Origin of the sequence: Hephaestia mangrovi (genome assembly GCF_019880555.1) — a bacterium.
In the GTDB taxonomy this organism is placed as follows: domain Bacteria; phylum Pseudomonadota; class Alphaproteobacteria; order Sphingomonadales; family Sphingomonadaceae; genus Sphingomonas; species Sphingomonas mangrovi.
Genome location: NZ_JAINVU010000001.1, coordinates 720,806 through 733,859 on the forward strand (window position 1 = coordinate 720,806; position 13,054 = coordinate 733,859).

General features: G+C 69.8%; 8 protein-coding genes. 7 read left to right on the forward strand and 1 reads right to left on the reverse strand.

All coding sequences use genetic code 11. The features are described from left to right. The first annotated feature begins 250 nt into the window (after nucleotides 1-250). From K7G81_RS03415 to trxA, 7 genes are all read left to right on the forward strand, one after another. Nucleotides 251-2,557, forward strand: coding sequence for a sensor histidine kinase (locus tag K7G81_RS03415; protein ID WP_223029504.1), 2,307 nt, complete (start codon nucleotides 251-253; stop codon nucleotides 2,555-2,557). Continuing rightward, complete coding sequence (tsaE, locus tag K7G81_RS03420) at nucleotides 2,554-3,006, forward strand: tRNA (adenosine(37)-N6)-threonylcarbamoyltransferase complex ATPase subunit type 1 TsaE (RefSeq protein ID WP_223029309.1); 453 nt, start codon at nucleotides 2,554-2,556, stop codon at nucleotides 3,004-3,006. Before K7G81_RS03415 ends, tsaE begins: the two co-directional genes overlap by 4 nt. Further along, nucleotides 3,003-3,974, forward strand: coding sequence for an aminoglycoside phosphotransferase family protein (locus tag K7G81_RS03425; RefSeq protein WP_223029505.1), 972 nt, complete (start codon nucleotides 3,003-3,005; stop codon nucleotides 3,972-3,974). The genes tsaE and K7G81_RS03425 overlap by 4 nt, the downstream gene beginning before the upstream one ends. Continuing rightward, nucleotides 3,971-4,732 (forward strand): nucleotidyltransferase family protein, encoded by a 762-nt coding sequence (locus K7G81_RS03430; RefSeq protein WP_223029310.1) that lies wholly within the window; start codon nucleotides 3,971-3,973, stop codon nucleotides 4,730-4,732. Before K7G81_RS03425 ends, K7G81_RS03430 begins: the two co-directional genes overlap by 4 nt. Nucleotides 4,733-4,821: 89 nt before the next feature. Further along, a complete protein-coding gene (gene addB / locus K7G81_RS03435) occupies nucleotides 4,822-7,779 on the forward strand; it encodes a double-strand break repair protein AddB (protein ID WP_223029311.1) in 2,958 nt (985 codons plus the stop codon). Then, nucleotides 7,766-11,227 (forward strand): double-strand break repair helicase AddA, encoded by a 3,462-nt coding sequence (gene addA, locus K7G81_RS03440; RefSeq protein ID WP_223029312.1) that lies wholly within the window; start codon nucleotides 7,766-7,768, stop codon nucleotides 11,225-11,227. Before addB ends, addA begins: the two co-directional genes overlap by 14 nt. A 47-nt stretch (nucleotides 11,228-11,274) precedes the next feature. After that, nucleotides 11,275-11,598 (forward strand): thioredoxin TrxA, encoded by a 324-nt coding sequence (gene trxA / locus K7G81_RS03445; protein WP_223029313.1) that lies wholly within the window; start codon nucleotides 11,275-11,277, stop codon nucleotides 11,596-11,598. 116 nt (nucleotides 11,599-11,714) lie between these two features. Here trxA and serS read toward each other — a convergent pair whose 3' ends face one another. Next, nucleotides 11,715-12,995, reverse strand: coding sequence for a serine--tRNA ligase (gene serS / locus K7G81_RS03450; protein WP_223029314.1), 1,281 nt, complete (start codon nucleotides 12,993-12,995; stop codon nucleotides 11,715-11,717). Between the last annotated feature and the right edge of the window lie 59 nt (nucleotides 12,996-13,054).

Here is a 13,054-nt window from a genome sequence, read left to right on the forward strand (position 1 = left end):
GGGCGGAACGAAAGTTCCGCCCGTTTTTTTTGTTGTTTTGGATCGATCGGGCTGGTGCCTGCAAATGAGGTCACATCGCGATTTCATGCCGGCCGCGATGAAGTCCTCTTTATCGCCTCGGCTGCACGTATATGATCCGCTCGCTTCCGCCCAGGCATTGGTCGGCTAATTACTCATCTGCCTCGGTCTCGAGGTGTGACAACGACGGAGTCAGGTCATCAACGTCACGAATGCGGTAATCGCCGGCGTGATACTCGCTCTTCTGCTAGCGGCGGCGGTGTGGGCGTTGTTCGTCGGCCTGTTCGCGCGGAAAGCGGCGGCGATCCGCGCGGGCGGGCATGCCGATCAGGAGACGCTTTCGGCGTCCTCGCCAGCGCAGCCGTTGATCGTCCGCAGCGATGGGCGGCTCGTGATGTCGGGCCTCCTGGCAGACTGGCTGGGGCTGACGCAGCCGCCACGCTATCTGGCCGATCTGTCGGCGGCCGACGCCGGTCTTAACGCAGATGATCTCCGAACACTCGAAGAGAAGGTGGCGGCAACGCAACGATCGGGCCGCGCGTTTTCCCTGGCTCTGAGCCCGCAGGGCTCGCCACGCGCGCTGATGATCCGGGGGCAACGGGTTCCGCTTGAAGGGGACGGTCGCGAAGCGGTCGTTCTCTGGGTCTTCGATGCCACCGAGACCCAGCAGGAAATCCACCGCCTCGAAGCCGAGAACGCGCGGCTTGAGGCGGCGTTTCAGTCGCTCACCGGGCTGATCGAGGCGGCGCCGTTGCCGATGTGGTATCGCGGCCCCGATCTCAGGCTGGCGATGGTCAATTCGGCCTATGTCGACGCGGTCGAGGCGAACAATGCCGATGATGTGATCGCGCGCGGCACCGAGCTTGTCGAGGCGGCAGGGCTCGGCGGTCCGCTCGCCGGCGCTGCCGCCGCGCGCGACAGTGGCGGGATGCACCAGCAGGCGATGCCCGCGACGATCGGCGGCGCGCGCCGGATGCTGTGCATTTACGACGTGCCGCTGCCGACCGGCGGCGTCGCCGGTTTCGCGGTCGATATCGAGGAACTCGAACAGGCGCGTGGTGGTATCCGTCGCTTCGCCGAGGCGCAGCGGACGATGCTCGATCGGCTGTCGGCCGGCGTCGCGCAATTCGCCGTCGATCGCACATTGGTGTTCTGCAACGAGGCGTTCCGCCGCCTGTTCGCGATGCGCCGCGAATGGATCGCCGACAAGCCCGAGTTCGATCGCGTGCTCGAACGGATGCGAGAGACCAACCGCCTACCCGAAGTGCGCGACTTTCCGACCTGGAAAAGCGAGCGGCATGAATGGTTTACGGCCGCCGGTGCGGTCGAGGAGAACTGGCATCTCGCCGGCGGCAAGCACATCCGCCTGCTCGCGCAGCCGCTCCCTGACGGTGGCCTGCTGCTGGTGTTCGAGGATCGCACCGAGCAGGTCCAACTCGCCAGCGCGCGCGATACGCTGCTGCGGGTGCGCACCGCCACGTTCGACAATCTGTTCGAGGCGCTGGGCGTGTTCGCCGCCGACGGCCGGCTGCAATTGTGGAACACGCGCTTCGCCCGCACCTGGGGGTTCGATGACGAGTTCCTCGCTGGTCATCCGCGCGTCGATACGCTGGCCGAGGCGGCAACGGCGAGCCTCGGCAATCCCGAGCGCGCGGCGCTGATCGGCGATCTCGTGCGCTCGGCGACCGTGGAGCGTCAGCAGCGCGGTGGGCGTGTCGCCTTCGCCGACGGGCGGCATTTCGAGTTCGCCGCGGTGCCGCTGCCCGATGGCAACGCGCTGTTCACGATGCTCGACATCACCGACAGCCGCCGCATCGAACGCGCGCTGCGCGATCGCGCCGAGGCGCTCGAGGCGGCGGACAAGGTCAAGACCGCATTCGTCGCCAACATGAGCTACGAATTGCGCACCCCGCTCACCTCGATCAGCGGATTCGCCGAGATGCTGCACGGTGGTTATGCCGGCGATCTGTCGGCATCGGGCAAGGCCTATGTCGAGGCGATCCTCGATTCGTCGGCGCGGCTCGGCACGTTGATCGACGAGGTGCTCGATCTGACCCAGCAGGGCGAAACGCCGGAGCTCGAGCGGTCGGCGGTCGATCTGACACGGATCTCGCGCACCGCCGCCGATGCCGTCGCGCCGCTGGTCGAGCGCAACCGGCTCGACTTCGTGATCGATCTGGCGCCGAGCCTCGGCGAGGTCGATGGCGACGGCCGGCGGTTGCAGCAGGTGGTCGAGAACTTGCTGCGCCATGCCATCGCGACGACGCCGGAGGAAGGCCGCATCCTGCTCCATGGCGACGGCACGCCCGATCGGGCGCGGCTGGTGGTGTCGGACAACGGCCCCGGCCTCGATGCCGACGCGGCGAAAGGCGCGTTCGATCGCTTCGCGCGGCCGGGGCTGACCGCGACGGGAGAGCCCGCGCTCGGGCTGGGCCTGCCGCTCGCCAAGCGCGTCGTCGAGGCGCATGGCGGAACGATCGCGCTTTATTCGGAGCCGGGCGAGGGGACGATGATCGCCGTCGAACTGCCGCGTCGATGATCCAGCGGGGCGTGAGGCTTCCCGATCCCGCCGCCAGCGAGGCGTTCGGCGCGCGCCTCGCCGCGGCGGCGCGCATCGGCGACGTCATCACGCTTTCGGGCCCGCTCGGCGCCGGCAAGACCAGCATCGCGCGCGGGTTGCTCGGCGCGCTCGGGCTTGCGGGCGAGGCGCCGAGCCCCAGCTTTGCGATCGTCCAGCCGTACGATCCGCCCGAGGTGCGGTTCGCCGTGCTGCACGTCGATCTCTACCGGCTGGACGATCCGTCGGAGCTCGACGAGCTCGGGCTCGATGACGCGCGCTGGGATGCGCTGCTGGTGGTCGAATGGCCCGAACATGGCGGCGACTGGCAGGATGCGCTCGCGCTGACCCTCGCGATCGAACCGGACGGCGCGCGCGTCTTGACAGCGCGCGTGCCGCCGTCATGGGAAGCGCGATGGCGATCGATATGACTCCGCCGGCCGATGCGGCCGATTTCCTCGACACGCATGGCTGGGCCGGCGCGGCCATCGCGCCGCTCGCCGGCGACGCCTCGTTCCGTCGCTATTTCCGGGTCAGCGATGGCGGCCGGCGCGCCGTGCTGATGGATGCGCCGCCGCCGCACGAGAATCCGCGGCCGTTCGTCGACGTGGCGTGCTGGCTGCACGAACGCGGCTTCGCGGCGCCGGCGATCCTTGCCGCCGATCTCGATCGCGGGCTGGTGCTGCTGGAGGATTTCGGCGACGTAAGAATGCGCGAGACGGTCGATGCCGATCCGGCGCGCGGCGAAGCGCTCTATGCCGAGGCGATCGATCTGCTGGTCGCGCTGCACAAGCACGAAGCCGGGCCGCTGCGCCCGTACAATCGCGCCGAGCTCGATCGCGAGGCGGGGCTGTTGGTCGACTGGTATTGCCCCGCCGTCGGGCTCGATGTCGATTCATCGGACTATCGCGAGGCATGGGCATCGGCATTCGATCTCGTCGCCGATACGCAACACCCCGTCACGGTGCTGCGCGATTATCATGCCGAAAACCTGATGCTGATCGAAGGCGGCGGCCTCGGGCTGCTCGATTTCCAGGATGCGCTCGCCGGGCATCGCGCCTACGATCTGGTCTCGCTGCTGCAAGACGCGCGGCGCGACGTCGAGCCCGAGATCGAGGCCGCGATGCTCGCCCGCTATTGTGCCGAAACCGGGGCGGGGGACGATTTCGTCGCCGCCTATCGCGTGCTCGGCGCGCAGCGCAACGCGAAGATCATCGGCATCTTCACCCGGCTGTGGAAACGCGACGGCAAGCCGCGCTACGCCGCGATGTGCCCGCGCGTCTGGCGCTACCTCGAGGCCGATCTCGCCGTGCCCGAGCTTGCCAGCGTCAAGGCATGGTTCGATGCCAATGTGCCGCCTGCGCGGCGCGGCAACCCGATGGAGATCGGCACGCGATGACCACCAAGCGCACGCTCGCGATCCGGCCCGATCCCGGCGGCAAAGTGCCCCAAACGGCGATGGTGATGGCCGCCGGGCTCGGCAAGCGGATGCGGCCGTTGACCGCGACGCGGCCAAAGCCGCTCATCAAGGTCGCCGGCAAGGCGTTGATCGATCACGTGTTCGATCGCCTGCGCGCGGCCGGCGTCAAGCGTGCGGTGGTCAACGTCCATTATCTCGCCGACGCGATGGAGGCGCATCTGCGCAACCACGCGAAGGATATCGAGCTGGTTATTTCCGACGAGCGCGGCCGGCTGATGGAAACCGGCGGCGGCCTCGTCCAGGCGCGCGCCTTGCTCGGCGACGAGCCGTTCCTCGTCGTCAACAGCGACAATCTCTGGCTCGACGGCCCGACCGACGCGATCCGCGCGCTCGCTGCCGCCTGGGACGATGCGAAGATGGACGCGCTGCTGCTGCTGGTGCCGCTGGCACGCGCCAACAATCATGGCGGGCAGGGCGATTTCCACCTCGACGCGCAGGGCCGCATCACCGGCTGGCGCAAGCCCGGCCGGCTCGCGCCGTTCGTCTATACCGGCGTGCAGATCCTGTCGCCGCGCGTGATCGCCGATTGGCCCGAGGGGCCGTTCTCGACGCGGCTGTTCTGGGAACGCGCGATCGACGCGGGGCGTGCCTATGGCTTCGTCCATGAAGGCCTGTGGTTCGACGTCGGCTCGCCGCCTGCGATCAAGGCGACCGAGGCGATGCTCGCGGGCGATTGAAGCTGTCGCTGCTGGACTGGCGGTTCGGAAAACCTCTCCTGCTTCGCCGCGCCCCTTGCGGGCGGGGATCAGGTGAGTAGGGTGCGCCGGTGCCCGGTCCCGCCGTCTACACCATTCCCGCCCACCGTGCTTTTGCCGACGCGCTCGCGCATGGGCTGATTCGTCGTTTCGGCAAGGATCGCATGGCGTTGGCGCGCGGGCTCGTGCTGCTGCCGAACAATCGCGCCAAGCGCGCCGTCAGCGACGCCTTCGTTCGCGCCAGCGAGGGCGGACTGCTGCTGCCGCGCCTCGTCGCGATCGGCGATCCGGAGATCGACGAGGCAGTCGGTGCCGCGCTCGATCCGGCCGACGACCCCGATCCGGTTCCGCCGGCGATCGCGCCGCTCGCACGACGGATGATCCTGGCGCGGCTGGTCAGCGAGGAACGCACGCGCGCCGGTCAGCCGGTCGATGGCGGCGAGGCGGTGCGGCTCGCCAGCGAGCTCGGCCGCACGCTCGATCAGTTGCTGGCCGAGGAGGTCGACCCGCGCCGCTTGCGCACGCTCGATCTCGGCGAGGATCTCTCGGGCCATTGGGCGCGCGCGCTGGACCTGTTCACCATCGTCCTCGATCGCTGGCCGGCGGAGCTTGCCCGGCGCGGCGCGATCGATCTCGCCGATCGGCGCGCCCGCTTGATGCGGCGGCTCGCGATCCGATGGCGCGCTACGCCCCCGCCCGGTTTCGTCTGCGCGGCCGGCATCACCACCGCGGTTCCCGCCGTCGCGCGGCTGCTGCGCGTGGTCAGCGAGATGCCGCGCGGCCTCGTCGTCCTGCCCGGCCTCGCGGTCGAGATGGACGAAGCCGAATGGCAGGCGCTCGGCCCCCACGATCCCGACCCCGTGACCGGCCGCCGCTCGCGACCGATCGAGACGCATCCGCAATTCCACCTCAAGCTGCTGCTCGATCGCATGGGCATCAACCGCGACGAGGTCGTGACATGGCGCGAAGGCGGTGGGCATGATGCTGGCGCCGTGCGCGGCCGCGCGGTCGAGAACGCGCTCGCCCCGGCGGCATTCACCGGCAAATGGACCAGCCTGCCCGCCGAGGCGCGGCGGCTGTCCGGCGTGACGGCGGCCGAGCTGGCGACGCCGGCCGAGGAAGCGCAGGCGATCGCGCTCAAGCTGCGCGAAACGCTGGAAACCGACGGCCGGACGGCGGCGCTGGTAACGCCCGATCGCGGCCTCGCGCGGCGGGTGGCGGCGCATTGCGCGCGCTGGAACATCGCGATCGACGATACCGCCGGCTGCCCCTTGTCGATCCTTCCTCCCGGCACGCTGATCGCCGCGCTGGCCGAAGCTGTGGCGCAACGCTTCGCGCCCACCGCGTTGCTGGCGCTGGTCAAGCATCCGCTGGTCCGGCAGGGCGAGGCGCGGCTGGCGTGGCTGGACGGCGCGCGGGCGCTCGATCTCGCGCTGCGCGGCCCCCGTCCGGCGCCGGGGCTCGACGGCATCGACGCTCACCTCGCCGATCCCGAGGCGCGCGATTGGCGCACTCGCAAGGCGGCGGCGCGCTGGTGGCCGGAAGCGCGCGCGCTGCTCGCGCCGCTCGAAGCCGCGTTCGGTGACGGCGCCCGGCCGCTACCCGCGCTGCTGGCGGCCATTCGGGAGGCGGCGAGCGCGCTGTGCGGCGATGCCTTGTGGGCGGAGCCGGCCGGCCGCGCGCTGGCCGATCTGTTCGGCGATCTCGAAGCCGAAGCGGGGGCCGGGCCGGCAACGGTCGCGCCCGAAGCCCTCGGGCCGCTGCTGACCACGCTGATGAGCGAGGTCGCCGTGCGTCCGCCGCAGGGTGGCCATCCGCGCCTCGCGATCTACGGCCTGATCGAGGCGCGGTTGCAGACCGCCGACCTGATGGTGCTCGGCGGCCTCAACGAGGGCGTGTGGCCGGCGCAGGCCGCGCCCGATCCGTGGCTTGCGCCGCGCATCCGTGCCGAGCTCGGCCTGCCCGCGCTCGATCACCAGGTCGGGCTTGCCGCGCACGATCTCGCCGGTGCGCTCGGCGCGCCGCAAGTGCTTGTGACGCGCGCGCGCCGCGATGCGCGCGCGCCGGCGATCGCCTCGCGCTTATGGCTCCGGCTCGAGGCGATGTCGGGGGGCTTGGCGACCGATGCGGCGCTGGAAAGCTGGACACGCCAGCTCGATACGCCTCGCGATCATGCTCCCGCCGCGCGCCCGGAGCCGGTCGTCCCGCCGCAATGGCGGCCGCAGCGCCTGTCGGTGACCGAGGTCGATCGCCTCAAGGCCGATCCGTTCGCTTTCTATGCGCGCCGCGTGCTCGGGCTGGCGGCGCTCGATCCGGTCGATGCCGATCCCAGCGCGGCATGGCGCGGCACGGCGGTGCATGCGATCCTCGAAGCCTGGGCGAAGCAGGACGGTTGCGATCCGGGCAAGCTCGCCCAACGCGCGCTGGCGATGATGGCCGATGCGCGCACCCATCCGATGCTGCGCGCCTTGTGGCAGCCGCGCCTGCTCGAAGCGATCGACTGGATCGCTACCGAGATGGCGGCGCAGCAGGCCGAGGGTCGCCGGGTGATCGCTGCCGAAGCCGCCGGCAAGGCGGAGATCGCGGGTGTGCTGCTCACCGGCAAGGCCGATCGCATCGATCGCCTGCCGGATGGCGGCCTCGGCGTGGTCGATTACAAGACCGGCAAGCCGCCCTCGTCGCGCGCGGTCGCGGCCGGGTTCAGCCTGCAGCTCGGCCTGATCGGCGCGATCGCCGAACGCGGCGGCTTCGACGGCATCGAAGGGCGCGCCACCGCCTTCGATTACTGGTCGCTCGGCAAGAAGCGCGATGCGTTCGGCTATATCGAAAGCCCGGTCGATCCCAACGGCAAGTACAACAAGGTGCCGACTGACGATTTCGTCGCCGTCGCCGTGGGCCATTTCGCTGACGCCGCGGCAACCTGGCTGACCGGCGACGCGCCGTTCAAGGCCAAGCTCCATCCCGAATATGCGCCTTATGCCGAATACGACCAGTTGATGCGGCTCGACGAATGGTATGGCCGTGGCTGAGCGCCGCGCGCCTTCCGCGTTGCCGGCGCTGACCGGGAACCAGGCCGCCGCCAGCCGGCCCGATGCGCATGTCTGGCTGTCGGCCTCGGCCGGCACCGGCAAGACGCAGGTGCTCGCTGCGCGCGTGTTTCGCTTGTTGCTGCGTGGCGTCGATCCGGGGGCGATCCTGTGCCTCACTTTCACCAAGGCCGGCGCGGCGGAAATGGCCGGGCGGATCAGCCGCCGCCTCGCCGCCTGGGTGCGGATGAAGGATGAGCCGCTGTTCCGCGATCTCCAAGCGCTCGGCGAGGATGGTGGGCCGGAGCAGCGGGCGCTGGCGCGTACCCTGTTCGCCAAGGTGCTCGACGCGCCGGGCGGCGGCATCCGCATCTCGACGATCCACGGTTTCTGCCAGAGCCTGCTCGCCGCCTTTCCGCTCGAGGCGGGGCTGGTCCCCGGCTTCCGGCCGCTCGAGGCGCGCGAGGAAGCGGTGCTGGTGCGCGAGGCGCTTGCCGAGATGCTCGTCGATGCCGAGCGAGAGGGCCGCGAGCGACCCGTCAAGGCGATCGGCGCGCTCAGCGTCCGGCTCGGCGAGGGCGGGGCGGAAGCGTTTCTCGCCGCCTGCGCGAAAGCCACCGCCGCGATGGCGGCGCTGCCCGCCGGCGATGGCGTCCAGCCTTATCTGCGCCGCGCGCTCGATCTGCCGCCGGGCGACATCGCCGCCGAGATCGAACGCTGCTGCGGCGACGATGCGTTCGACGTGGTGGGGCTCAGGCGCATCGCCGCGGCCAATCGCGCCTGGGGCACCGCGACCGGCGGCAAATATGCCGATCTCGCCGAAACATGGCTCGCGGCGTCACCGGCTGATCGAGCAGCCGGGCTCGGCGATCTCGCCGCAATTGCGCTCACCGGCAAGGGCGAAGCGCGCAAGGCGTCGGCCAAACTGATCGATGCCGAGCCCGATTATGTCGATCTCGCCGCGGCGCTGGGCGCGCGTTGCACCGAGTTGATCGGGCTCGCCAAGCGGGCCGACTATGCCGATCTGCTCGCCGAGGCGCTGATCGTCGGGCGCGACTATGCCAATGCTTATGCCCAGGCCAAGCGGCGTATCGGCGCGGTCGATTTCGATGATCTGATCGCCGCCACCGTCGCCTTGCTCGATCAGCCTGGCATCGGCGCCTGGGTGCGCTACAAGCTCGATCAGGCGACCGATCACATCCTGATCGACGAGGCGCAGGATACCAATCTCCAGCAATGGAAGATCATTGAGGGTGTCGCCGAGGAATTCTTCGTCGGTGAAGGCGCGCGCGCCGGGGTGACGCGCACCTTGTTCACCGTCGGCGATTTCAAACAGGCGATCTTCGGCTTCCAGGGCACCGATCCGATCTATTTCCGCTGGGCCGAGCGCCATTTCGAGCGGCAGGCGCGCGATGCCTTCGATTCCGATTCGGGGCAGGGGGTGGCGTTCAACCGCTTGTCGCTGACGCATTCGTTCCGCTCGACGCGCCCTGTGCTCGAATTCGTCGACGCCGCGATCGCCTCGATCGGCGATCCCGGGCTCGGCGATATCGGCGATCTCGAAGCACATGCCAGCGAAGTGCCGGGGCCGGGCAGGGTGATGCTCTGGCCGGTCACGACAGCGGCCGACGGCGGCGATGACGAGGATGAGGAAGGCTGGGTGGGCGATGCCACGCGCATCCTTGCCGGGCGTATCGCCGAAACCGTTCGCCACTGGCTCGATAGCGGCGCGATGCTCGAAAGCCGGGGCCGCCCGATCCGTCCCGAAGACGTGATGATCCTCGTCAAGCGGCGCGGCGAACTCGCCTCGCTGCTCGTCGCGCGGCTCTATGCCGAGGGCGTGCCCGTCGCCGGCGTCGATCGCCTGCGCCTCAATGCCCCGCTCGCGGTGCAGGATCTGCTTGCCGCCGCGCGCTTCGTCCTGCAGCCCGACGACGATCTCTCGCTCGCCAATCTGCTCGTCTCGCCGCTGCTCGGCTGGAGCCAGGAGCAATTGATGCATGCCGCTGCGCCCGATCGGCGCGGCAGCCTCTGGCGCCACCTGCGCGAGACGGCGCAGCCCGATAGTCTCGCCCCGCTCGAGGCGATGCTCGCGCGCGCCGATCTCACAACGCCCTATCAATTCTTCGAGGAGCTGCTGTCCGGCCCGCTCGATGGCCGCCGCAAGCTGATCCGCCGCCTTGGCGAGGAAGCGCGCGATCCGATCGAGGAACTGCTCAGCGCCGCGCTCGATTTCGAGACGCTGTCGACGCCGTCGCTGCAACTCTTCCTCGACTGGTTCGATCGCGGCGATGTCGAGATCGTGCGCGATCCTTCCGCCCCGCTTGATGCGGTCCGCGTCATGACCGCGCATGGCGCCAAGGGCCTGCAGGCGCCGGTCGTCATCCTCGCCGATGCGACCGTCGATCCGGCCGCGGCGCCGCGCGGTATCGTGAGCTGGGCGATCGAGCCGGAAGCGCCCAGGGTGCCGATCTTCCGCCCCCGCGCCGCCGAGCGCGGCGGGCCGCTCGACGAGTCGCTGGCGACGATCGACCGCAGCGAACTCGCCGAGCATTGGCGCCTGTTCTACGTCGCCGCGACGCGCGCGGAGGAGCAATTGGTCATCGCCGGCGCGCTCGGCCCGCGCGCGCAGGGCAACGTCCCGGCATCGAGCTGGTACGCCGCTGCCGATCGCGCGCTCGATGCGCTCGGCGTCGCCGCGGCCGAGGATGACGCGCGGCTCTTCGCGGGAATCGAGCCGCCGCGGCCGGTCGCGATGGTGCAAGCGACGGCATCCGCCGCGTCCCCGGCCACCCCGGTGCCGGCATGGGCGCACGCCCCGGCGCCGGTCGAATCGCGTCCGCCGCGGCCGTTGGCGCCATCGTCGCTCGGCGCGGACGATGTCGCCGATCCGCCGCCGTCGCCGGCGTTGCGCGTGGCGGCCGAGCGCGGACGGCTGATCCACGCCTTGTTCGAGCGGCTGCCCCCGGTCGACCCCGACCGTCGCGCCGACGCTGCCGCGCGCTGGCTCGCCGGGCCGGGCGGCATCGCCGACGCCGGGGAGCGGCAGGAGATCGCCGCCACCGTTCTCACGATCCTCGAAGACCCGCGCTTCGCCGATCTGTTCGGCCCCGACTCGCTCGCCGAGGCACCGATCGCGGCGGTCGTTGCCGATGGCGTCGTCGTCTCCGGCACGATCGACCGCTTGCTGGTGACTGACGATTGCGTGCGCCTGATCGATTTCAAGACCGGCCGCCGCGCGCCGTCCTCGCGCGACGCGGTGCCGCCCTATCACTTGCGTCAGATGGCGGCTTATGCCGCGGCGCTCGCCGCGATCTTCCCCGGCCGGCGGATCGAGGCGGCGCTGCTCTACACTGCCACCGCGGCGCTGTTCGACCTGCCCGAGGCGCTGCTCGCCGCTCACAAGCCGGGCTTCGCGGAGGCGCAGCAAAGCTTGGCGACGGGAGGTTGAGACGCGTCACCGCAGCGCCTAGATCAGATCGCGAAGGAGATAGTTCGATGGCAACCAAGAAGATCACCGATGCCAGCTTCCAGTCCGACGTGATCGAGGCCGATGGCCCCGTGCTGGTCGATTTCTGGGCGGAATGGTGCGGCCCATGCAAGATGATCGGCCCCAGCCTCGAGGAGATTTCGGACGAGCTCGGCGAGAAGGTGACGATCACCAAGCTCAACATCGACGACAATCCCGAGGCGCCTGGCAAGTTCGGCGTGCGCGGCATTCCGACGATGATCCTGTTCAAGAACGGCCAGCCCGCCGCGACCAAGGTCGGCGCCGAGCCCAAGAGCCGCCTCAAGTCCTGGCTCGAGGGCGAGCTCGCTTGACGCTTGCGATATAACTAACTCGTCATGCCGGACTTGTTCCGGCATCCAACCATCGACGGGCAGTAACGCTTGTTGCTCGTTGGACCCCGGAACAAGTCCGGGGTGACGACTTGGGGTCAGCGCCCCGCCTCGATCCGCTCCAACCCGTCGAGCCACGGCCTGAGCGCCTCGGGCGCCGTTACCGACCCGTCCTCGTTCTGGTAATTCTCCAGCACCGCGACCAGCGTGCGGCCCACCGCCAGCCCCGACCCGTTCAGCGTATGTACGAAGCGCGTCGCTTTCTCGCCCTCGGGGCGGTAGCGCGCGTTCATCCGCCGCGCCTGGAAATCGGTGCAGGTCGAGCAGCTCGAAATCTCGCGATAGCGTCCCTGGCCCGGCAGCCATACTTCGAGGTCGTAGGTCCGCGCGGCCGAGAATCCCATGTCGCCGGTGCACAGCTTCATCCGCCGGAAGGGCAGGCCCAGCGCGGTCAGCATGCCCTCGGCGCAGGCGGTCATCCGCTCGTGCTCGCTCTCAGACTGATCGGGCGTGGTGATCGACACCATCTCGACCTTGTCGAACTGGTGTTGACGGATCATCCCGCGCGTATCGCGGCCCGCCGCACCCGCTTCCGACCGGAAGCACGGCGTCAGCGCGGCGAAGCGCAACGGCAGTTCCTCCTCGCTCAGGATTTGCTCGCGGACGATGTTGGTCAGGCTCATCTCGGCGGTCGAGATCAGCCAGCGGCCATCGGTCGTCTTGAACAGATCCTCGGCGAACTTGGGCAATTGCCCGGTGCCGAACGCCACCTCGTCGCGGACCAGCAGCGGCGGCACCACCTGCTCGTAGCCATGGTCACGCGCCAGCGTCGTCAGCATGAACTGGCCGAGCGCGCGATAGAGCTGCGCCACCGGCCCGCGGAGCAGGGTGAAGCGCGCACCGGCCAGCTTCACCCCGGTCTCGAAATCCATCCCCATCGCGGGGCCGATCGCATCGTGCTCGCGGGCCTCGAACGGGAACGCGCGCGGCTCGCCGTGCTCGGCGATCAGCACATTGTCGTTCTCGTCGGCGCCATCGGGCACGTCGCCGAGCGGCAGGTTGGGGATCGCCGCGAGCGCGCTCTCCAGCTCCTCGCCCAGCGCCTTTTCGTCGGCTTCCAGTGTCGGCAGCGTTTCCTTGAGCGTGGCGACTTCGGCCATCAGCGCCTGCGCCGTCGCTTCGTCCTTCTGCGCCTTGGCCGCGCCGATCGCTTTCGAGGCTTCGTTGCGTCGCGCCTGGCTCGCCTGCATCTCGGTAATCAGCGCGCGGCGGCGCTCGTCGAGCGCGATCAGTTCGGCGGCGCGGGGCGCCAGGCCACGCTTGGCGAGGCCGGCGTCGAAGGCGTCGGGATTATCCCGGATGGAACGGATGTCGTGCATCGTGGCGCTATGACCGGGCGGCCGAATGCGCGCAACCCCGTGTCGATCCTGCGCGTTGG

Bases quoted from the DNA above. Each gene is read 5' to 3' on its own strand.
- tsaE (WP_223029309.1), top strand. From the start codon at position 2,554: ATGATCCAGCGGGGCGTGAGGCTTCCCGATCCCGCCGCCAGCGAGGCG.
- K7G81_RS03425 (WP_223029505.1), top strand. From the start codon at position 3,003: ATGACTCCGCCGGCCGATGCGGCCGATTTCCTCGACACGCATGGCTGG.
- K7G81_RS03430 (WP_223029310.1), top strand. From the start codon at position 3,971: ATGACCACCAAGCGCACGCTCGCGATCCGGCCCGATCCCGGCGGCAAA.
- addA (WP_223029312.1), top strand. From the start codon at position 7,766: ATGGCCGTGGCTGAGCGCCGCGCGCCTTCCGCGTTGCCGGCGCTGACC.
- trxA (WP_223029313.1), top strand. From the start codon at position 11,275: ATGGCAACCAAGAAGATCACCGATGCCAGCTTCCAGTCCGACGTGATC.
- serS (WP_223029314.1), bottom strand. From the start codon at position 12,995: ATGCACGACATCCGTTCCATCCGGGATAATCCCGACGCCTTCGACGCC.